This is a genomic window from Shouchella oshimensis (genome assembly GCF_004375095.1).
Classification (GTDB): domain Bacteria; phylum Bacillota; class Bacilli; order Bacillales; family Bacillaceae_D; genus Shouchella; species Shouchella oshimensis.
Genome location: NZ_SNUX01000002.1, coordinates 54,902 through 76,453, shown reverse-complemented (window position 1 = coordinate 76,453; position 21,552 = coordinate 54,902). Strand labels below are relative to the sequence as shown.

20 protein-coding genes and 2 rRNA genes are annotated in these 21,552 nt (G+C 42.1%); 4 read left to right on the top strand and 18 right to left on the bottom strand.

Features of this window, described 5'->3' with window-relative positions:
• Positions 1-26: 26 nt before the first annotated feature.
• The 3 genes from E2L03_RS06480 to E2L03_RS06470 form a co-directional block, all read right to left on the bottom strand.
• A 23S ribosomal RNA gene (locus E2L03_RS06480) occupies positions 27-2,963 on the bottom strand.
• 358 nt (positions 2,964-3,321) lie between these two features.
• Positions 3,322-4,869 (bottom strand): 16S ribosomal RNA (locus tag E2L03_RS06475).
• The 16S and 23S rRNA genes sit together here, the layout of an rRNA operon.
• Before the next feature lie 269 nt (positions 4,870-5,138).
• Positions 5,139-5,378, bottom strand: a complete 240-nt coding sequence (locus E2L03_RS06470; protein ID WP_134258743.1) for a hypothetical protein — start codon at positions 5,376-5,378, stop codon at positions 5,139-5,141.
• Between the two features lie 125 nt (positions 5,379-5,503).
• Between E2L03_RS06470 and pdaB the strand changes: the two genes are divergently transcribed.
• Positions 5,504-6,265, top strand: a complete 762-nt coding sequence (gene pdaB, locus E2L03_RS06465) for a polysaccharide deacetylase family sporulation protein PdaB (RefSeq protein WP_055736653.1) — start codon at positions 5,504-5,506, stop codon at positions 6,263-6,265.
• 28 nt (positions 6,266-6,293) lie between these two features.
• Here pdaB and E2L03_RS06460 read toward each other — a convergent pair whose 3' ends face one another.
• Positions 6,294-6,878, bottom strand: coding sequence for a KinB-signaling pathway activation protein (locus E2L03_RS06460; RefSeq protein ID WP_038475858.1), 585 nt, complete (start codon positions 6,876-6,878; stop codon positions 6,294-6,296).
• 134 nt (positions 6,879-7,012) lie between these two features.
• Between E2L03_RS06460 and gerD the strand changes: the two genes are divergently transcribed.
• On the top strand, positions 7,013-7,597 hold the full coding sequence (gene gerD / locus E2L03_RS06455) for a spore germination lipoprotein GerD (protein WP_241741786.1): 585 nt from the start codon (positions 7,013-7,015) through the stop codon (positions 7,595-7,597).
• Between the two features lie 34 nt (positions 7,598-7,631).
• Here the strand turns inward: gerD and salA are convergent, their stop codons facing one another.
• The 6 genes from salA to E2L03_RS06425 form a co-directional block, all read right to left on the bottom strand.
• Positions 7,632-8,684 carry an iron-sulfur carrier protein/transcriptional regulator SalA gene (gene salA, locus E2L03_RS06450; RefSeq protein WP_055736651.1) on the bottom strand — a complete coding sequence of 351 codons (1,053 nt, stop codon included), beginning with the start codon at positions 8,682-8,684 and terminating at the stop codon, positions 7,632-7,634.
• 106 nt (positions 8,685-8,790) lie between these two features.
• Positions 8,791-10,833 carry a glucose-specific PTS transporter subunit IIBC gene (gene ptsG, locus E2L03_RS06445; RefSeq protein WP_134258742.1) on the bottom strand — a complete coding sequence of 681 codons (2,043 nt, stop codon included), beginning with the start codon at positions 10,831-10,833 and terminating at the stop codon, positions 8,791-8,793.
• A gap of 139 nt (positions 10,834-10,972) precedes the next feature.
• Positions 10,973-11,812, bottom strand: coding sequence for a glucose PTS transporter transcription antiterminator GlcT (gene glcT / locus E2L03_RS06440; RefSeq protein WP_038475850.1), 840 nt, complete (start codon positions 11,810-11,812; stop codon positions 10,973-10,975).
• A 66-nt stretch (positions 11,813-11,878) separates the two neighbouring features.
• Positions 11,879-12,607 carry an N-acetylmuramoyl-L-alanine amidase CwlD gene (gene cwlD / locus E2L03_RS06435; protein WP_038475847.1) on the bottom strand — a complete coding sequence of 243 codons (729 nt, stop codon included), beginning with the start codon at positions 12,605-12,607 and terminating at the stop codon, positions 11,879-11,881.
• A 57-nt stretch (positions 12,608-12,664) separates the two neighbouring features.
• Positions 12,665-13,096: a DUF2521 family protein gene (locus E2L03_RS06430; protein ID WP_038475844.1), complete on the bottom strand. Its 432-nt coding sequence runs from the start codon at positions 13,094-13,096 to the stop codon at positions 12,665-12,667.
• 146 nt (positions 13,097-13,242) lie between these two features.
• Positions 13,243-14,835 (bottom strand): right-handed parallel beta-helix repeat-containing protein, encoded by a 1,593-nt coding sequence (locus E2L03_RS06425; protein WP_134258741.1) that lies wholly within the window; start codon positions 14,833-14,835, stop codon positions 13,243-13,245.
• Positions 14,836-15,452: 617 nt separating this feature from the next.
• Between E2L03_RS06425 and E2L03_RS20260 the strand changes: the two genes are divergently transcribed.
• Positions 15,453-15,620 (top strand): hypothetical protein, encoded by a 168-nt coding sequence (locus tag E2L03_RS20260; RefSeq protein ID WP_166740202.1) that lies wholly within the window; start codon positions 15,453-15,455, stop codon positions 15,618-15,620.
• Positions 15,621-15,706: 86 nt separating this feature from the next.
• Here the strand turns inward: E2L03_RS20260 and E2L03_RS06420 are convergent, their stop codons facing one another.
• From E2L03_RS06420 to E2L03_RS06405, 5 genes are all read right to left on the bottom strand, one after another.
• Positions 15,707-15,961, bottom strand: coding sequence for a hypothetical protein (locus tag E2L03_RS06420; RefSeq protein ID WP_134258740.1), 255 nt, complete (start codon positions 15,959-15,961; stop codon positions 15,707-15,709).
• A gap of 449 nt (positions 15,962-16,410) precedes the next feature.
• Entirely contained in the window at positions 16,411-16,671 is a 261-nt protein-coding gene (locus E2L03_RS06415) for a hypothetical protein (protein ID WP_134258739.1), read from the bottom strand.
• 642 nt (positions 16,672-17,313) lie between these two features.
• Entirely contained in the window at positions 17,314-17,532 is a 219-nt protein-coding gene (locus E2L03_RS20255) for a hypothetical protein (RefSeq protein WP_166740201.1), read from the bottom strand.
• Between the two features lie 289 nt (positions 17,533-17,821).
• Entirely contained in the window at positions 17,822-18,019 is a 198-nt protein-coding gene (locus E2L03_RS06410) for a hypothetical protein (RefSeq protein WP_134258738.1), read from the bottom strand.
• 9 nt (positions 18,020-18,028) lie between these two features.
• Positions 18,029-18,727 carry a hypothetical protein gene (locus tag E2L03_RS06405; RefSeq protein WP_134258737.1) on the bottom strand — a complete coding sequence of 233 codons (699 nt, stop codon included), beginning with the start codon at positions 18,725-18,727 and terminating at the stop codon, positions 18,029-18,031.
• A gap of 435 nt (positions 18,728-19,162) precedes the next feature.
• On the opposite strand from E2L03_RS06405, the gene E2L03_RS06400 reads away from it, so the two are divergent.
• On the top strand, positions 19,163-19,468 hold the full coding sequence (locus E2L03_RS06400; RefSeq protein WP_134258736.1) for a hypothetical protein: 306 nt from the start codon (positions 19,163-19,165) through the stop codon (positions 19,466-19,468).
• 256 nt (positions 19,469-19,724) lie between these two features.
• On the opposite strand, the gene rpsI is transcribed toward E2L03_RS06400, so the two are convergent.
• The 3 genes from rpsI to truA all read right to left on the bottom strand — a co-directional run bounded on the left by rpsI (position 19,725) and on the right by truA (position 21,543).
• Positions 19,725-20,117 carry a 30S ribosomal protein S9 gene (gene rpsI / locus E2L03_RS06395; protein ID WP_035395695.1) on the bottom strand — a complete coding sequence of 131 codons (393 nt, stop codon included), beginning with the start codon at positions 20,115-20,117 and terminating at the stop codon, positions 19,725-19,727.
• Positions 20,118-20,137: 20 nt separating this feature from the next.
• Positions 20,138-20,575: a 50S ribosomal protein L13 gene (gene rplM / locus E2L03_RS06390; RefSeq protein ID WP_035395693.1), complete on the bottom strand. Its 438-nt coding sequence runs from the start codon at positions 20,573-20,575 to the stop codon at positions 20,138-20,140.
• A 215-nt stretch (positions 20,576-20,790) separates the two neighbouring features.
• The gene (gene truA, locus E2L03_RS06385; RefSeq protein ID WP_038475832.1) at positions 20,791-21,543 is read right to left on the bottom strand and encodes a tRNA pseudouridine(38-40) synthase TruA; all 753 of its coding nucleotides are present in this window, start codon (positions 21,541-21,543) and stop codon (positions 20,791-20,793) included.
• Positions 21,544-21,552: the final 9 nt, after the last annotated feature.

Below are 21,552 nucleotides of genomic sequence, written 5' to 3'. Positions count from 1 at the left end.
ATCATCATACTCAAACTCAAGAAATTTAGGATAAGCCCTCGACCGATTAGTATCAGTCCGCTCCATGTGTCGCCACACTTCCACTTCTGACCTATCAACCTCATCATCTCTAAGGGGTCTTACTGGCTTACGCCATGGGAAATCTCATCTTGAGGGGGGCTTCATGCTTAGATGCTTTCAGCACTTATCCCGTCCATACGTAGCTACCCAGCGATGCTCCTGGCGGAACAACTGGTACACCAGCGGTATGTCCATCCCGGTCCTCTCGTACTAAGGACAGCTCCTCTCAAATTTCCTACGCCCGCGACGGATAGGGACCGAACTGTCTCACGACGTTCTGAACCCAGCTCGCGTGCCGCTTTAATGGGCGAACAGCCCAACCCTTGGGACCTACTTCAGCCCCAGGATGCGACGAGCCGACATCGAGGTGCCAAACCTCCCCGTCGATGTGGACTCTTGGGGGAGATAAGCCTGTTATCCCCAGGGTAGCTTTTATCCGTTGAGCGACGGCCCTTCCATACGGCACCGCCGGATCACTAAGCCCGACTTTCGTCCCTGCTCGACTTGTAGGTCTCGCAGTCAAGCTCCCTTATGCCTTTGCACTCTACGAATGATTTCCAACCATTCTGAGGGAACCTTTGGGCGCCTCCGTTACTGTTTAGGAGGCGACCGCCCCAGTCAAACTGCCCACCTGACAATGTCCCTGACCCGGATCACGGGTCGAGGTTAGAATGTCAGCACCATCAGGGTAGTATCCCACCGACGCCTCCACCGAAGCTAGCGCTCCGGCTTCCAAGGCTCCTACCTATCCTGTACAAATGGTACCAACACTCACTATCAAGCTACAGTAAAGCTCCATGGGGTCTTTCCGTCCTGTCGCGGGTAACCTGCATCTTCACAGGTACTATAATTTCACCGGGTCTCTCGTTGAGACAGTATCCAAGTCGTTGCACCATTCGTGCGGGTCGGAACTTACCCGACAAGGAATTTCGCTACCTTAGGACCGTTATAGTTACGGCCGCCGTTTACTGGGGCTTCAATTCAGAGCTTCTCCCTTACGGGATAACCCCTCCTCTTAACCTTCCAGCACCGGGCAGGTGTCAGCCCCTATACTTCGCCTTACGGCTTCGCAGAGACCTGTGTTTTTGCTAAACAGTCGCTTGGATCTATTCACTGCGGCTCTCTCGGGCTTTAACACCCTAATAGAGCACCCCTTCTCCCGAAGTTACGGGGTCATTTTGCCGAGTTCCTTAACGAGAGTTCTCCCGAGCGTCTTAGAATTCTCTTCTCGCCTACCTGTGTCGGTTTGCGGTACGGGCACCTGTATTCTAACTAGAGGCTTTTCTCGGCAGCGGAGGATCAGGGATTTCGGACCCTTGGGTCCTTCACGGTCACAGCTCAGCCTTCACGGAACACGGATTTGCCTATGTTCCAGCCTTGCATGCTTCGACGCGCACAGCCAGCGGCGCGCTCACCCTACCTTTCTGCGTCCCCCCATCGTTCAAACAAATACGAGGTGGTACAGGAATATCAACCTGTTGTCCATCGCCTACGCCTTTCGGCCTCGGCTTAGGTCCCGACTAACCCTGAGCGGACGAGCCTTCCTCAGGAAACCTTGGGCTTTCGACGGAGGGGATTCTCACCCCTCTTTTCGCTACTCATACCGGCATTCTCACTTCCAAGCACTCCACTAGTCCTCACGATCTAGCTTCACAGTCCTTGGAACGCTCCCCTACCCAATCCCTACTGGGATTGCCATAGCTTCGGTGATACGTTTAGCCCCGGTACATTTTCGGCGCAGAGTCACTCGACCAGTGAGCTATTACGCACTCTTTCAATGATGGCTGCTTCTAAGCCAACATCCTGGTTGTCTAAGCAACTCCACATCCTTTTCCACTTAACGTATACTTGGGGACCTTAGCTGATGGTCTGGGCTGTTTCCCTCTTGACTACGGATCTTAGCACTCGCAGTCTGACTCCCGAGTTAAAGTTTTTGGCATTCGGAGTTTGACTGAATTCGGTAATCCTGTGGGGACCCCTCGTCCAATCAGTGCTCTACCTCCAAAACTCATCACTCGAGGCTAGCCCTAAAGCTATTTCGGGGAGAACCAGCTATTTCCGAGTTCGATTGGCATTTCACCCCTACCCACACCTCATCCCCGCATTTTTCAACATGCGTGGGTTCGGGCCTCCAGTCGGTGTTACCCGACCTTCACCCTGGACATGGGTAGATCACCCGGTTTCGGGTCTACGACAACGTACTCACTCGCCCTATTCAGACTCGCTTTCGCTACGGCTCCGCCTCATCAGCTTAACCTTGCACGTTATCGTAACTCGCCGGTTCATTCTACAAAAGGCACGCCATCACCCGTTAACGGGCTCTGACTAGTTGTAGGCACACGGTTTCAGGATCTCTTTCACTCCCCTTCCGGGGTGCTTTTCACCTTTCCCTCACGGTACTGGTTCACTATCGGTCACTAGGGAGTATTTAGCCTTGGGAGATGGTCCTCCCGGATTCCGACGGGGTTTCACGTGTCCCGCCGTACTCAGGATCCACTCTGGAGGAAACGAAGTTTCAGCTACAGGGCTGTTACCTTCTTCGGCTTGTCTTTCCAGACAATTCACCTACTCCGTTTCTTTGTAACTCCGTATAGAGTGTCCTACAACCCCAAGAGGCAAGCCTCTTGGTTTGGGCTGATTCCGTTTCGCTCGCCGCTACTCAGGAAATCGCATTTGCTTTCTCTTCCTCCGGGTACTTAGATGTTTCAGTTCCCCGGGTCTGCCTCACCCTGCCCTATGTGTTCAGGCAGGAGTACCATCCCATTACGGATGGTGGGTTCCCCCATTCGGAAATCTCCGGATCAAAGCTTACTTACAGCTCCCCGAAGCATATCGCTGTTCGTCGCGTCCTTCATCGGCTCCTAGTGCCAAGGCATTCACCGTGCGCCCTTTCTAACTTATCCATTGTTGCTTCAACGAAGCAATTGGTTAACCTAAAAGGTTTATGAATTCTTGACGTCTCGTTCAAACAGTTGTAACACCGATGAACAAAACTAATTTGAGTTGATTGATTATGATTTAGTTTTCAAAGAACCAAGTTTGACGTCAGATAAACGGCGAATCTCTTCGTCTGGCACGTGCTTCTCATTCAATCACGTAGACAACTACGCTCTCTCAATCGAACACTACCATCCTCGATTTTCTTGTTTCTCTTTGTCAAAACACTATAAGAATGAAACAGAGTTCATTCAAAACTGAACAAAAGATCCAAAGCGCTATATGACCCGAGGTCATACATCGACTAGAGTAAATACTCCATAGAAAGGAGGTGATCCAGCCGCACCTTCCGATACGGCTACCTTGTTACGACTTCACCCCAATCATTTGTCCCACCTTAGGCGGCTGGCTCCAAAAGGTTACCTCACCGACTTCGGGTGTTACAAACTCTCGTGGTGTGACGGGCGGTGTGTACAAGACCCGGGAACGTATTCACCGCGGCATGCTGATCCGCGATTACTAGCAATTCCGGCTTCATGTAGGCGAGTTGCAGCCTACAATCCGAACTGAGAATGGCTTTATGGGATTGGCTCCACCTCGCGGTTTCGCTGCCCTTTGTACCATCCATTGTAGCACGTGTGTAGCCCAGGTCATAAGGGGCATGATGATTTGACGTCGTCCCCACCTTCCTCCGGTTTGTCACCGGCAGTCACCTTAGAGTGCCCAACTAAATGCTGGCAACTAAGATCAAGGGTTGCGCTCGTTGCGGGACTTAACCCAACATCTCACGACACGAGCTGACGACAACCATGCACCACCTGTCACTTTGCCCCCGAAGGGGAAGCTCTGTCTCCAGAGTGGTCAAAGGATGTCAAGACCTGGTAAGGTTCTTCGCGTTGCTTCGAATTAAACCACATGCTCCACTGCTTGTGCGGGTCCCCGTCAATTCCTTTGAGTTTCAGCCTTGCGGCCGTACTCCCCAGGCGGAGTGCTTAATGTGTTTACTTCGGCACTACGGGCATCGAAACCCCTAACACCTAGCACTCATCGTTTACGGCGTGGACTACCAGGGTATCTAATCCTGTTTGCTCCCCACGCTTTCGCGCCTCAGCGTCAGTTACAGACCAGAGAGTCGCCTTCGCCACTGGTGTTCCTCCACATATCTACGCATTTCACCGCTACACGTGGAATTCCACTCTCCTCTTCTGCACTCAAGCTTCCCAGTTTCCAATGGCCGCTCGGGGTTGAGCCCCGAGATTTCACATCAGACTTAAGAAGCCGCCTGCGCGCGCTTTACGCCCAATAATTCCGGACAACGCTTGCCACCTACGTATTACCGCGGCTGCTGGCACGTAGTTAGCCGTGGCTTTCTGGTGAGGTACCGTCAAGGTACCGGTAGTTACTCCGGTACTTGTTCTTCCCTCACAACAGAGCTTTACGACCCGAAGGCCTTCCTCACTCACGCGGCGTTGCTCCGTCAGACTTTCGTCCATTGCGGAAGATTCCCTACTGCTGCCTCCCGTAGGAGTCTGGGCCGTGTCTCAGTCCCAGTGTGGCCGATCACCCTCTCAGGTCGGCTACGCATCGTCGCCTTGGTAAGCCGTTACCTTACCAACTAGCTAATGCGCCGCAGGCCCATCCCTTAGTGACAGCCGAAACCGTCTTTCAAAAGAGAATCAGGTGATTCTCTTTATTATCCCGTATTAGCTCCGGTTTCCCGGAGTTATCCCAGTCTAAGGGGCAGGTTACCTACGTGTTACTCACCCGTCCGCCGCTAACGTCCGGGAGCAAGCTCCCTTCTGTCCGCTCGACTTGCATGTATTAGGCACGCCGCCAGCGTTCGTCCTGAGCCAGGATCAAACTCTCCGTTAAAAGTGTTTGACTTGCTCATTTGCACAATTTAAAGCTGTGTCTAACTTCATTGACGAGATACCTTGTATCTCTTTTTACGCTTGGCTTTTGTTCAGTTTTCAAAGAACTCGTTTGCGCCTCGATCTCTCTTGGCGACTCTTAGTACTTTACACGACCGCAAGTGAAAAGTCAAATCTTTTTTCGAAAAAGTTTTTTTGCTTTTTTCTAGAAGATATTGGTTCCTCTAACGCGGTATTGACTACTATATCATCAATAATCTACAAAATCAACTACATTTGGTTATTTTTTTTCATGACATGATTCAACTGAATGACGTATTCTTTTTGATCACACGGTAATGAAACACGTTTATATAGATTCAGGACAATTTCATATTTCTCGACCATTAACTGTTTGACAACCCGATCAATTCGTTCATCCGTTAAATCAAGGAGCAATTCTTCTAGTTCTCTTTTTAATATGTACTCAAGTTCCTTTGTTTCTTTCTCTGAAATCAGTAACCCTCGCATGGCGTTCCTCCTATCACTCTAATACCTAATAAAATAGTCTTTTCAAACCGTAGCAATTTTATTCATAATTTTTTTGGACAGACATATCTTTACTATAAGAGGACGAGTTTAAAGGAGCGAATGCAGTGAAAGGTATTTGGGTCATTAACTTAACGAAGTGGAAGCCGGTTTTGTTTATTTGCGTAGCGGCTTTATTTGTAGCAAGTTGGCTAGTTATACAGCGGGATTATGTTCCTGTGTTTTCAACACCAGATGGCCCTCAAGCATTTTATAAAGCGGAGGATAGTGACCAAAAGGTCGCTCTTACTTTCAATATCAGTTGGGGGGAGCATAATGTTTCACCAATCGTAGACATTCTTGAGCAGGAGAATGTTGAGCATGCAACCTTCTTTCTGTTAGCGTCTTGGGCAGAGACGTATCCAAATTTAGTGAAAGAAATTGCCGATGCAGGTTACACCATCGGTAGCCATGGCTATCAATATAAGAATTATACGTCGTTAAACGAGGATCAAGTGGTTCAAGATATGAGAAGAAGTAAACAAGTACTGGAAGAAATAACAGGAGAAGTTCCAACCTTATTACGACCACCGAATGGGGCATTTTCAAAACAAACATTGCAACTTGCAGAAGAACAAAATCTTGATATTATTCATTGGAGCATTAATTCTTACGACTATGAAAATCCAGGTACAGAAGCGATTATTAAAAACAGTACCGATCAAACCGGTTCAGGAGATGTGTTATTGTTTCATGCGTCTGATACGGTAAAACAAACAGCTGCCGCTTTGCCAAACGTTTTGAAAGAGTTAAAACGGGAAGGCTTCAAATTTTCAAGCATCGAAGAGTTAATGTCGAACACAGATGCTGATAACACCGAAGTAGAATAGAAATTATAAAACCTGATCTGTAAAAAGATCAGGTTTTTTTATGTAGCCGATGCAAGAGAAGCAGTTGATACGTGTTCCCTACCAATAGAGGTGTAAGGTATAAAATAAGCCAATTGGGATCATCTGCAACGATAGCCGGTATCCATTCAATCGTTGTAATGACAAACATAAAGAATAGCGCAGGTACAAACGCTCCTTTATTCGTTTCTCTTGCTTTAATTGTTGCAATGATAACTGCATAAAGAAAAAGAGCCGTCGGGATAATAAAATACCCCCAGAAAGAATTGTTTTCGCCAAACGCAATATAGCGAAAATAAACTAAGTCAAAAAAGACGAACGCAATCAGTATCCACTGGATGCGGTTCCATAATTTATGCGATCGAGATAAACCAAGACCAAAACGATGTATAAATAAATATGCAAAAAAGCCCATTTGCGATACAAGTGTAAATGCAGCACTAATGCCAAGCATCCAAACAAGTCCAATCAAAAAATTCTCAGCACCATCACCGAGATACCGGTCTAGATTCGTCAAAACGCCAACAATTCCGCCGGATATACTTCCAAGAAGCAACGTCGACCAAAATATAAAAACAACTTTCCTGCTGTTCACGAGCAAATCCCCCATTTTTAGAATCCACTATTAATTGTAGCAACCTTAGTAAAGAAACACCAGCTTGTTTATGCATATTTTCTTAAGCACGGCAAACACTAAAAGCAAATTCAAGACAGAAAGGATTCCACATTATGCGTATGAAGAACTATACGTTTGCCATAATCATATCTATATCCTTCCTATTCGTTACGCTAAGTGGCTGTGCCCAAACAGAAGCACAACAGAACACCGATTACGAAGGTACGAAAAAAATGGTAATTGATCTATTGAAAACAGACGAAGGAAAGAAAGCGTTACATGAGTTAATTGCAGAAGAAGATATGCGAGAAGAAATCGTCATGGATAGTGCTTTCGTTAAAGAAACCATTCAAGACACATTAACATCTGATGAAGGCAAAAAGTATTGGCAAGAAGTCATGAAAGACCCTGAGTTTGCAAAAGCTTTTGCAGAAAGTATGCAAGGGGAAAATGAGAAAATCCTTAAATCATTAATGAAGGACCCCGACTATCAACAAATGATGATGGATATACTCAAAGATCCACAAATGGGTGAGCAAGCGTTGGAATTAATGAAATCAAAAGAATACCGCGAACAAATTATGGGGATTATGAGTGAAGCGTTAGAAAGTCCTTATTTTGCAGCGAAAATGACAGGTCTAATGAATGAAGCCATTGAGAAGCAGAGTAAAGACTCAGAAGATAATTCAAACGAATAAGAGACTGAACCCCGTCGGGCTCAGTCTCTTATTTTTATCGTTCTACCTTAAAAGCAATGGCTTGGGCTAGTTCTTGATAAATTTCGCCGATTGGGTGATCTTCTCCATAGATAGATGGAGCAAAATCGTTTTCATCAACGACAGGTTGTCCTAATGGAATTTGCGCTAATAGGTCTGTCTTCAGCTCTTCCGCTAATCGAGGACCGCCACCTTGACCAAATACATATTCTTTTTCCCCTGTTGTTTGGCTTTCGAAATATGCCATATTCTCAACAACACCAAGCATTTCATGGTTTGTTTTAATCGCCATCGCCCCTGCACGTGCAGCGACAAATGCAGCGGTAGCGTGAGGAGTTGTGACAAGAAGCTCTTTTGAATCAGGCAACATGGAGTGCAGATCAAGGGCTACGTCACCAGTGCCAGGTGGTAAATCTAAGACAAGGTAATCGAGCTCGCCCCATTCGCATTCGGAGAAAAATTGGTTGATCATCTTTCCAAGCATTGGCCCTCTCCATATGACAGGTGCATTGTCTTCAACAAAGAAGCCCATTGAAATCACTTTTACCCCAAATCGTTCAACAGGATAAATGCGTTTATCAACGACTTTCGGTCGTTCTTCAATGCCCATCATATCCGGTACACTAAATCCATAAATATCCGCGTCAATGATGCCGACTTTCTTTCCAATACGCGCTAATGCAACTGCTGTGTTTACCGTTACAGTCGATTTTCCAACTCCGCCTTTTCCACTTGCTACAGTTATAAAGGTGGTTTTACTATCTGGCGCAAGTAATGCAGGGCCTTTAAAAGGCTCTTCTTTTGCTCCACCTAGTGATTGAATTTCTTCATCTGTTAATGTATCAAAACGCAGACCTACCGAAGCAGCACCTTCGCTTTTTAAAACATTTACAATTTCTTGTTGCACCTGCATTTGTTCAGACGTTCCTGTACGTGCCAAAGCTATTTTTAAGCTTAGATTTCCGTTTTTATTTTTTATTTCACGCACGCCACCTGTATCCACTATGCTTTTATCTAAATCCCGGTCTTTTACCCGTTTTAGCGCTTCCAATATTTCTTGATCCGTCATTCCTCTGCACCATCCTTTGAAACAAACACGTAATTCCTTTTAGTATAGCATAGATAAAATAAAGAAAGAACTAGAGCGCATTGCACTCTAGTTCCACTTGTTTTACTTATTTTATTTGTATCTTGTTCTCGTCGCCAGCTCTTACTGACCCTGTTCTTACTTGAACCGTTTCACCTTCTGCTAAGTTAGTGAAAACAATTGGTGTAACAGTAGATTTTGCGTTTTTTGAGATATAGGCTACATCAAATTCAACTAGCTTATCTCCAAGATGAACGGATTGTCCTTCTTCAACGTAAACCGTAAAGCCTTCTCCACCTAACTTCACTGTATCAATTCCAATGTGGATCAACACTTCTCGACCGGTTACAGAGGTAATTCCAATCGCATGTTTTGTAGGAAAGACTGTTGTAATTTTTCCTTCTACTGGGGAGACCACCGTTCCGTCCGTTGGTTCAATCGCGAAGCCATCGCCCATCATTTTCTCAGCAAACACTTGGTCTGGTACCTCATTAATTGAAAGGAGTTTTCCTGTCATTGGTGAAGCTATGGTTGATTCTTGCTCTTGCTGTAACGCTTCTGGCTGAGCCTCTTCTACTTGCTTTTTCACTTCATCTTCAGGCTTTCTTTCAACCGTTCGAGGCGTTTTACCAGACATAATGTCTTGCATTTGTCCTTTTATCGTCTCAGAGCGTGGTCCAAAGATTGCTTGAATGTTATCTCCTACTTCAAGTACACCTGCGGCACCAAGGTTTTTTAGTTCTTTCTTATCGACTGCTTTAATGTCGTTAACAGACACACGTAATCGTGTAATACAGGCATCTAAATGAGCAATATTCTCTTTTCCACCCATTGCTGTTAAAATGTGACCGGCTAAAGCACCTTTGTCTTTTGCTTTTTCATTTGTTGCTTCTTCCACTTCACGTCCTGGTGTTTTTAAATTGAACTTTACAATAGCAAAGCGGAATACAGTGTAGTAAATAACGGCAAAAATGAGACCAACAATAATGGTTATCCACCAACCGTCTTGATTTGGCAATATCCCAAATAAGAAGAAGTCAATAGCCCCTCCAGAGAACGTAAAACCAACATTTACGCTAAAGTACGTCATAATAACAAACGAAATACCATCCAATAATGCATGAATGACAAATAATACAGGCGCTACAAAAAGGAACATAAATTCAAGTGGTTCTGTAATTCCTGTTAAAAAAGAAGTCAGTGCTGCGGATACCATTAATCCGGCAACAACTTTCTTTTTCTCCGGTTTTGCTGCATGATACATGGCTAATGCCGCTGCAGGCAAACCGAACATCATAATTGGGAATTCTCCAACCATAAACTGACCCGCTGTAATGTCTACGCCATCACGGAGCTGCGCAAAGAAAATGAGTTGATCGCCTCGAACAATTTCTCCTGCTGCATTTGTGTATTGTCCAAATTCAAACCAGAACGGTGCATGAAAAATGTGGTGCAAACCAAACGGAATAAGTAGACGTTTAATAAAGCCAAAGAAAAAGACAGCAAAGTATTGTCCTGTTTCCAATAAGAAAACCGATACTTCATTTAAACCTGTTTGAATTGGCGGCCACACGATTAATAATAGTAAGGCTACTATAAATGTCATAGCAGCTGTTACAATCGGCACAAAGCGCTTACCGGCGAAGAATCCAAGGAATGCCGGCATCTCGATATCATGAAAACGGTTGTAACAAATCGCGGCAATAATCCCAACTAAGATTCCTCCAAACACACCTGTCTGTAAGGTAGGGATTCCTAAGACGTGTGCAAGACCTGGATCATCTGCCACCATCTCAGATGTAACGCCTAGCCACTCCCCCATTACCGTATTCATGACAAGGTAACCGACTAGCGCTGCAAGTGCTGCTGCACCATCCCCAGCTAAGCCAATTGCGACCCCAACTGCAAAGATTAATGCAAGATTATCAAAAATAATTCCACCGGCTGCTTCCATTACCCCTGCAGTATGTTGAATCCAACCTGCATCTAGAAATGGTAAGTACGATAATGTCTCTTCCATCTGCAAGGCAACGCCTATTCCAAGAAGAAGACCAGCCACTGGTAGCATGGCCACTGGCAACATTAAAGCTTTCCCGATTTTTTGCAGGTTACCAAAAAGTTTTTTGAACATGACTCTCCCAACTTTCATTGTAGTGAAGCAAAAGAAAACGGTTTTATGTGAGCAAACAAAAAAGGCATGAGGAAAAATAGACTATCCCTAGTATGGACAGTACACATTTACCTCATGCCTGATCGAATCAGTCACACGACTATTTATATTTATGTTGAACTCGTTGTAAGTGCATTGTTAAATAAACCGCTTCTGCATCAAAAACAGGCTTCCCTAAAGAGTGCTGCATAATTTTGATGAGCTTCCAAGACAGATTATAGCATAGCGGATACTCTTGTTTCAAGAGGGTATCAATGGCTTTTGCCTCTTCCACTTCTTCGTTATTTTCTACCCGTTCAATCGTAAACCGAAGATGGCGAACAAGCCGCATATAATCAATGCTTTCTTTATCCAAAACAATATCGAGTTGCTCTTCTATAATGCCCAGCAGTTTTGAAACAAGCTGCGAATGAGCGTTTACCGTTCCAAGATCTTTGTTTTTAACAGCGCTATGGATATGCAGGGCGATAAATCCAGCTTCTTCCGATTGCATCTTCATATGTAACCGTTCCTCGATTAAATGAAGCACTTCTACTGCAATCGCATACTCATTAGGATAAAGCAATTTTGTTTCTGTTAAAAAAGGGTTGCTAATGTGCAGTCCAGCCGCCGTTCTGGATTGTGCAAATGAAAGGTGATCCATTAGACCAACATGAATATGCTCGTTTAAAGGAGCTCCTAACCGTTTTGAAATGAGTTCAATTGCTTCTATTGTTACATCGAGTAAAGACTTTTCTACATTCGGTAAAAGGGTCAAATAGCTTCTTTGTTCTTTTTCATTTTTAAGAACAAATACTTTTTCTGCTTCCGTACTTGGAACGGTGCTATCCTTTTTCCTATTAAAGCCGATGCCTTTTCCAATTAGTATGACTTCTTCTTCATCTATAATCGCTATAAGAACATTATTATTTAACACCTTTTTTACACGATAAGCTTCCATTACATATCATCACTCCACCTCTTATCCTACTTGAGGGGAGCGCCTACCGTCAAACAAAGAATCCATTTATTCATAGGGATTTGCAGCTGGTGCTTTTTCACCTGAAGCAAAGCGAAGAATTCCCTCATAAATTGAAGCGGCCATTTTCTGCTGATAGTCATCTGTCTCAAGTAATAATGCTTCTTCAGGGTTTGATAAAAAACCTGCTTCAATAAGTGCGCCTGGAATCGTCGCTTGTTTTAATAAATAAACGTGATGGATTGGTTTGGCATAGCGATTCGTATTTTCAAGGTTCCGCTTCATTTCTTCTTGTATAAAAACAGCTAAATCTTCATTTTGCTTATTTTTTAAGTGGTAGAAAGTTTGAGCACCACGCCATTTAGGAGATGGAATGGCATTCATATGCACGGAAATAAAAAAATCTGCGTCGCTTTCATTCACCATTTCTACTCGCTTTTTTAAATCTTCGGTTTTCCGGTGTTTAATCTTTTTTGTTCCTTCATTTGCTAAATCCACATCTTCTTCACGTGTCATTAATACGAGGGCACCAGCTTCTTGTAAATAATCACGTAGCTTTATTGACACTTCAAGGGTGACTTCTTTCTCCAAGACACCTTCTTTAGAACTGGCGCCACCATCCATTCCCCCATGACCAGGGTCTAGCACGATCACTTTTCCAGATAGCGGCAAGTGCCATGTAGTCGAATCCTCTGTACCTGCGTCAAAACGCGCCCATAAAAGAATAATGGCCATCATCAATCCCGTTGTGATTAAAATGATCTGATATCGTTTCATCCCGTCTCCCCCTTGTCTCACTTTATATATACGTGGACAAGAAGAAGATATGAATGATTACACTAAACGCATTTTATGGGCCTTGTAAGATTCGTTAAATCCTTTTTCCCACCATGAGCCAATAAGCATGTCTGTTGCTATAACAGTTGATTCCTCAATTCCTTTATTGCCCCATCCTGACAAGGTAGCAGCTAAATCGTGAGACAGATGCGCTAACACATCAAAACATCTCCCTTTCGACTGGTGCAGAGGCTCTCCTTTAAATCCGTATTTACCGTACTCAGTTCCAAGTAAAAACGCATCTATGACCACATCCATGCATTGATCAATTAAGAAGGGATACGCCTGTAAATGAAAGGGCATAATTGGCTTGATCCATTCTTGTATATTTTTCTCCATTTTACGGATATCAATTTTACGCAACATCTTTCTTTCAAAGTCCCATTTCTTCTCCCGCCGTTTATCGGCTATTGAAACAACCTGACTCATGTTCCATTTCCCCTTTTTTCAACTAGTATGAGCTCGGGGAGCTGACCCATACATAAGTTAGCACAGCAATTCCTTCATGTATTGTTAATGATTTCTGCCCGTTCTTGCAATAAATTAAAACAAATTGTACACACTAGAAAAGACTGTTATCGTTTCCCTATTATGACCCTTACAGGATGATCTGCTCGAACAATTCTTAATTCAGTGGGTGAAATCACATCCATAATGATTCTGCCATTTGCCGTTTCGACATTGATCACATCATCTCCTCTACGAAACCCATTATTGTAAAACCCTCTTGCTATAGAATGGGTCGTTTCTTTTCGACTGACGATCCCTGATCCAACAATAATGGACGTATAGTTATTAATATCGTCGTTTAAACGAATGGTTTGACCGACTCCACTAACATTTAATAGCTCTGTTAAATACGTTTCACCGTCGACACGATTTCCATTGTTTATAGCAATGTTCACCCTTCCGCTTGATCCCTTATCTATTCTGTTTTCAAATGTATTAATGTTGTGACTCGTGCTCGTCACTTGTATGCCGTTTGCATAATTCGTGGAATGACCTTTATTGGATACATCTAAACCAGATAGTTGACCACCTGAAACACCACTTAATCGTACGCCATTAAAACGACCATTGCCTGTTGTTGAAGCGTTTTTCACATCACAGTTCATAAAGCGAATCATGCCACTATCCGTAGCGCTTAAGCCGTCTTCTCCACTATTAATTGCTTTCACTTGTGTCACATCAATGCCTTTTCCTCTTACAATGCGTACAGCTGATCGCTCACAATTAAATATGCGCGATCCATGGACGATGGAGATAGCAGCAGGATAGCTGGTTCCACCAATGCCTTTATCAACAAGACAAATACCATGCCCCTTTATATCTTTTAGATAATTGGCACCAATGAAGTTGCCTTTACCCCCAATAACATAAATGCCATGTTGACCTGTGCCATCAATGTAATTTCCCTCAATATAGGCACCTTCATAACTGTCTAGCCGAATACCGTGATCGTTCATGTTATAAAATGCACAGTTCGTTATGCGAATCGCGTTATACATAATTTGTTTCCCATCAACTACTCTAGATGCGTGACTACCTACGCCAATCGCAACGTTACGGAAAGTGCACCGATCGACAACACAGTCATAACTCGGTTTATTATCCGTCGCCCCGAAATGTGGAAAGGCAGAATTTGTCGACATATCAATCTGTAGTGCTTCATACACATTGCCACCTGTAATAGTCATATCTTTAAAGACACAATTGATGTAGCTTGATCGCCTAACAGCTGTCATATCGACAAAGTGATTATTGTACCCACCTGTAAACGTTACGTTCTCCATGTGAATGTTTTCCGCATGAGCCCACCCACAAGCAATAGGCCCATACCCTGTCGCACCAGAAGGGATTTCACCTAAGTCAATGATCCCTCCTTGAAAATAGATGTTCCCATCACCACTATATCCAGAAATCTCTGTATTCCCATACTCCCCATTTAAAAAAACACATCGGTTGGCACGACCTCTCCAACGAATGACAGCACCATTTTCCATGACGACTGACGTATTTTCATACACCCTAATGGTTTCATCAATATGATATATTCCTCTCGGTACATAGATCTCTCGTTCTTCAGCAAACATTTTCTGAAATGCCGTTGTATCATTTGTTTGATTACCTATCGCTCCATAATCTTTCACTGTTAATGATTGTTTCATTTCGGCTCCCTCTTCTCATTTATTTAGTATGATCACTTTTCAAAGAGAACATTAAGCGCGGAAATCAAACATACAAAAAAACGCCCCAGAGGCTTGAGCGTTTCGTTTGGCGCTATTAGCGAGTGAGAACCGAGGTAGCATGTATAGTTTATGCTTTTTTACAGCTATGCAAAGGAGCTACTTTCATTATCATAATAGGTTGTTTACCGATCCTCTCTTAAGCCTACGATAGATTAAAGCAAGAAATAATGCTGGAATAGAAGCAAAAAGCATGCATAGAAAAGTCAAAAGGTTGATACGGATTCAATCAAATGACGCTTAACTCCAATTTTCACGAAGACACACCGCCGTATGGGTTACGACATGCATCCATTACCTCAAAACCAGTTAGACTAACGCCACTATGATTCATTTCCACTACATATAAAACATTTTTGTCCTGTCCTCTGTCTTATAGATCATTTGGGCAAACACGCATTTTACGCTGTCTAATGAAATAAATGTTTACCCACAAAGTTGTAAGGGTATGTAAATCGGTTATACCTCTATCATTGATCGTTTCCCTATGAGACAATTGCTTTACAGCTTACATATTGGCTGTCAAAGGAGAGTGCCCCATGTACAGAGTAGTACGGTACGTTGACGGGATTGCTGAAACCTCAAAGGATTTACACTATAAGGACAAAACGTTTGCTAATTTAGCTTCCGCGGAAATAGAAGCTAAAAAGTTAAATTTAGATTTAATTCTTTTGGATAATGATGTTTGGACAATAGAAGATCTATAAGTAGGCTTCTGCCTGCTTATTTTTTATGCCATCAATCTAGGCTGTAAGACCAAGAATGTAAAAAAGACCTGCTTTTAAGCAGACCTTTAAAAAACTGATATTACATTCACTATTCCTTCAACTAGAAACAGCAACACACAAAATCCAATTATCACAATCTGCCATCGGCTATTCTTTCGCTCTTCATATAACATGTCAACCGCTACAAAAGTTAACGTTATTCCAACTGAAAAATTAAACAGGATGTCTAGCCAAATGGATTCTGTAAAGAAACGCATAACCACTGCTGCTAGAACCAGTAATGCAAATAACGGCCAGATCCTTCGCGCTACAATCTTCATTTCTCCCCCACCTCTTGCGAAAATCTTATCATATAAAAAGCGCATAAGGCTATTAAGCTCGTACACGCTTTGAATTCTATTAATATACTAGTAAACGAAATCCGAAATTGCCGTAATTGCCCTCTTTAAGATACTCGCAATGAAGATAACGATCAACATCAGGCAAATAATACAGCAATTCTTCTATCTTGGTATATTCATTTTCACTAACTAATCGAACGGAAACCAATTCTGGTTTAATTACTTGAAATTCATTACCAGTAATTTAAACGTCGTCTGCTGCGCTAGTGATTCTAAAATTCGCTCTTCGTTAAAAGTATAACGACGACCATCAATACCATTAACAAAATGTATCTCTTCAAGCGAATGACCATCATGCTCTAAAATATTATTGCATAATTCTCATCTTCTTTTACAAAATGAAATGAAACCTAAAACTATACTGCAAATCAATTATCTTTTCTTTTTTTGTCTCCATCTTTCCACTCAAAAAACACAACTAACAAATAAGATAATGTCGCTAAAGGAATAGTAATCATTAATCCCATGGTGCCGAATACATAAGTCCAAAATAATGCATTTCCACCTTGTTTAGTAAGAACATATACGTCATAAATGTCAGCCGCTAAAAACACTACATACATAGGAACTATAGTAAATATTACAGTCCAAAACAAAACTTTTAATAGCCTTCTTAAAAAATTTTCCAAGTCACCTTACCTCACTTGTTAGAAAGATGCATTGAATCTCTAATTCCCGTGGATTGGTGCTACATTAAGCCCTTAATTGTCTCTGATATAAACAAAAAAGTTCGTACCTGATTCAAGAACATAGACAACTATTTCATGTGCTGAGGCCGAATCATATGTATTTAGAAATACTACCATAGCAATTAGAAGTCGTTTGCTAAATAATCATAATTAATATTAGGTGATAACCCATAAAAGAATAGGATTCCAACAGAATGGTTTAAATTCGAAGAATCTTTACTAGAGTTAATACTAGAATTTAATCTAGAAAAAGTATCTGCTTCAGCCAGCTTTTCATTTACAAGCCTCTTACTACTATTCTATCTAACAGTAACATTCATTGCTAAACCTTGGCTATCAATGTAAGGCAGAGCTCCATCTGCTTCAACACGGTTGTGGTAAAATCCCGCTCTGATTGGCGCTTCCTCTCCTTGAAATAAATTTCTTTCCTCTTTAAAATTAATCTAGGGGTGTAAAATGTCAGTACTTTTACTAATAATTGCTTTACTATCAAGCATAATAATACTCAGCACTTCCTTCATTAAGATGAGCAAAAGTAAGGCAAGTGCAATATTTATTGGAGCTAGTTTTTCTTTGTTCTGTTCAGGATTTTTTCTCTTTTATGGACTGCTTTAAAGGGTACGTTACATCATCCCATGAACAAACAATTCCGTTATTTGGACTTGAATCGTTCCCTGCTGTGTCAACCTTATCAAAGGGTTCTGTACCATCTATAATTTCATTGTGATTAATATAGGCTTCAAACTCAAAAAGCTCATGGTCCTTTATTTCACCTTCATTCCCTTTGACCGGGTAAACCAAGAAACATTGTAAAGATAAAACCGTACAGTCCTTTTTTTCGGATAGAAATCATGAATTAACACCCCTTTCCGAAATTTTTACGTACATTGTCTGTCACCTTCCTCTATTTATCACACCCGTGATCAGATGTCCTTTTATTATACAAAAATTACCAATTAATTATATACATAAATTATTTGACAAGTCTCTGCAATCAACCCATTTTTTAACATTTATGAGTAGTTCGAAAAGCGGATCGGAGTAGTTATCAAAAAAAAGAAGTAGACATACGTCTACTTCTCAATGCTTTCTATTCTTTTTCATGATTTAATCGACGACGTAACGTTAATGTCATAATGCAAAATATAACAAATACTATAGTTGATCCTGCAACCACCATTTTTAATCCATTTCCATATGGCGGATCAAACAAGAAAGGTGTCGCTATAATTAGAACAGCTGCCGCTAAACTCATCCCTAAAATGGAAAAAGCTAAGACTTTATTCATTTAAACACCTCACAGGAAATTGAAGCAATTAACTACTGCAGTAACACCAGCACCACCAACAACCGCGAAACCACCAATACATGCTGCGCAAATTGGTGCCGTTACGGCAGTAGGTGCTACACAAGAACCACCGCAACCAACTGCGATAAGATATGAAGCCGCACTACCGACACCTAACACCGCTCCAATGCAAGCTGCTACTGCGCCTACACCCATTACTTCTACTTCAGATGGGTCTACAGTGTTTTCTGAAAGTAATTCTTCATCATCCATATAAGCAAGATCTGTATCGACAGACTTCAAAAGTGACCCGTCTAGATACGTTTCAACTTTGAAGTTACCCTCATCATTCTGACTCACTAACATCTCATTTGACTGTAATACATTATTATGCTCATCGATGAATACCGTTACATTACTAATTATAGCATATTCACCCTGTACCGGTAATGTAACCACCGTAACACCACCACCAACTGTATACACAACTGATCCTTCAAGATCATAAGTCGATGCATCTGCAATGTTCTCGATTTCACCTTCTTGTACTGCGTTAAGTGTCACATCAACAAATTCTTGAGCTGCACTCCCTGTAAGTACTTCCATCTCGTCGTTAGTCTGGGCCACAGCAGCATTTTGCGAGAACCCCATACTTACCATCGCGATTGCCAACAATATTGGCAAGAACGACTTTTTAACTTTCGACATTTTAGAACCTCCTAAATAAAATTATGTATTTTGTTGCTCTCATAATGCTTATGTAAAAATACAAAAATACCTCCCTCTAACAACTAAAATGAGAAATAAGTCTATGGTAAAGAACTCATTTTTAACTTGCTGAAAATGGCGAAACGTGCAACATGCGAAGGGTTTAAAGCGTCATTTTATGGTAATATTTTCATTTGATCAAAAAGTTGAACACAATTGGAAATTTTTATCTACTTATTCTTATAATTGGTTTTATAGTCGTAGGACTTTTTTTGACGGGTATTCAATTATAACTAAAAACCCCTTAACAGTGTTAAGGAGTCTTTACAACTTAGCGGACTAACGAAAGAATGGGAAAAAGAGAAGTTAGTAGTTAACCGATACAAGAAAGCTTGTTCTTTCGCTACAGAATGGTTGCAGGATGCGAGGTGTATCATGAAAGAAGATGATGTATCAATATCAGGAGCTACAAGGCTTGCTTTTGATTTATGGTTAGAGGACGCTAAGGTGCTCACTAAACCAGTTTATTATCCTAGTAAATATATAGATTTTACAGATACCAAACTGGTTGCGTTAGGTCTTCTTTTATCCAGCTGGTTGATGCTTTTTGGAAGCACCTTTCTTAACCAATGGACATTTAACGTTGACTGGTTACGCTTTAATGGTACACCAAAGGATGTAGTCAGCATCGTTTTCGCAACCATCTTTTCTTTATGCGCTGGATTTTTTTATATCTTCTAAATTATGTGTGATGCATACTGTTTCTTGCGCACCTTTTTTCATAGAAGGAATACTAGCGAATAGCCTCTATCTGAATAAATAGATATCTATACTAATGTGACCGATGAAACAAAGGAGAAAACAGCAGAGATGTTCCAGAAGTACATGAATTTTTGGCTCGGGGTATTCAATGGGTATTCAAATACAATTTTGTATATAAAAAAACCCTCTCTGCTCCATAGAAGCAAAGAGGGTAAACATTGATATACCAAGTATATTAACGTTTTGAGAACTGAGGCGCACGACGTGCTGCTTTAAGACCGTATTTTTTACGTTCTTTCATACGTGCATCACGCGTTAAGAAGCCAGCAGCTTTTAACGATGGACGGTTATCAGGATCTACTTGAAGTAGCGCACGTGCTACGCCATGACGGATCGCACCAGCTTGACCTGTAAAGCCGCCTCCTTGTACATTTACATGGACATTGTATTGACCAGTAACACCTGTTTCAACAAGTGGTTGTTTTACGATAAGCTTTAATGTGTCAAGACCGAAATATTCGTCAAGTGAACGACCGTTTACAACGATTGTTCCGTCACCAGGAACGAGACGAACACGTGCTACAGAATGCTTACGACGACCTGTGCCGTAGTATTGTACTTGAGCCATAATCCATTACCTCCTAAAGATTAACCGCGAAGCTCGTACGCTTCTGGTTTTTGTGCTTGATGATTGTGTTCAGAACCTGCATATACGTGAAGCTTCATACCTTGCTTACGACCTAAAGTATTCTTTGGAAGCATTCCTTTGATCGCTAACTCAAGCATACGCTCAGGCTTGTTTGCACGCATTTCGTGTGCAGCTGTTTGCTTTAATCCACCTGGGTGGTTTGTGTGACGATAGTAGATCTTATCTTGAAGCTTGTTACCCGTTAATTGGATTTTGCTTGCATTCAAGATGATCACGTGATCACCAGTGTCTACATGTGGTGTAAATGTTGGTTTGTGTTTTCCGCGTAGGATTGAAGCAACTTCTGAAGAAAGACGACCAAGCGTTTGACCTTCAGCGTCGACAACGTACCACTTACGCTCAACTTCGTTTGGCTTTGCCATATATGTTGTACGCATCATTAAACCTCCTAATAATAAAACAAAGTGTTTTGTCTTGCTCTATTTGTGCTTGTGTTTTTTAAGCTGGCTGTTCAAGAAACACAAAGCGTAATATGTGATCTCATTCCGCAACCCGGGGCAGTGGGTCTTTAGAATTACCATCTAACATCATACAATAATTAAGCGATAAAGTCAATTCAATTTAAAAAAACTTATCCGGGTGTTTCCTCTTTTTAAAATGGATTATTTTCATAATCAACTTGCCATAAATACAACCCTTGTGCTGGTGCTGTTTTTCCTGCGAACGCTCGATCTTTGCTTGCCAAAATGGTCTCCATTTCCCTTGCGTCTCGCTTACCGGATCCAACTTCAATGAGGGTGCCAACGATAATACGCACCATATTGTAAAGAAATCCATTACCAGCAATCGTAAATTCTAATTCTCCACCATTTGGGTGAAGGGATACACTTGCTATCGTTCGAACTTTATCAACTACGGCTGTATTAGATGCACAAAATGCAGAAAAGTCGTGCGTACCAAGTAGATACTGAGCAGCCGTCTGCATAGCAGGCACGTCTAAAGGTTGTTTAATGTGCAAGGCATGATGACGGCGGAACACATTCGGCACCTCGCCATGATGGATATAATAGCGATATTCTTTACCCGTTGTGTGGAATCGCGCATGAAAATCCTCTGCCACTTCACTTACTTCTTCCACTACAACATCGTTTGGCAAATGAACATTTAATGCTTGTATCCAATTAGAAGGAGCCATTTGGAGGTGAGAATCAAAATGGATGACCTGCGCCTTCGCATGTACACCGGCATCCGTTCTTCCTGATGCCGTTACAGAGATATGCTCCCCCTTATGAATGTTCGTTAACGCTTGCTCAATAACAGCTTGCACGGTTCTTTTTTGAGGCTGCACTTGGTAGCCACTGTATTCTGTCCCGTCGTACGCAAGCTTACATGCATACCTTGCCATGATTTCTCT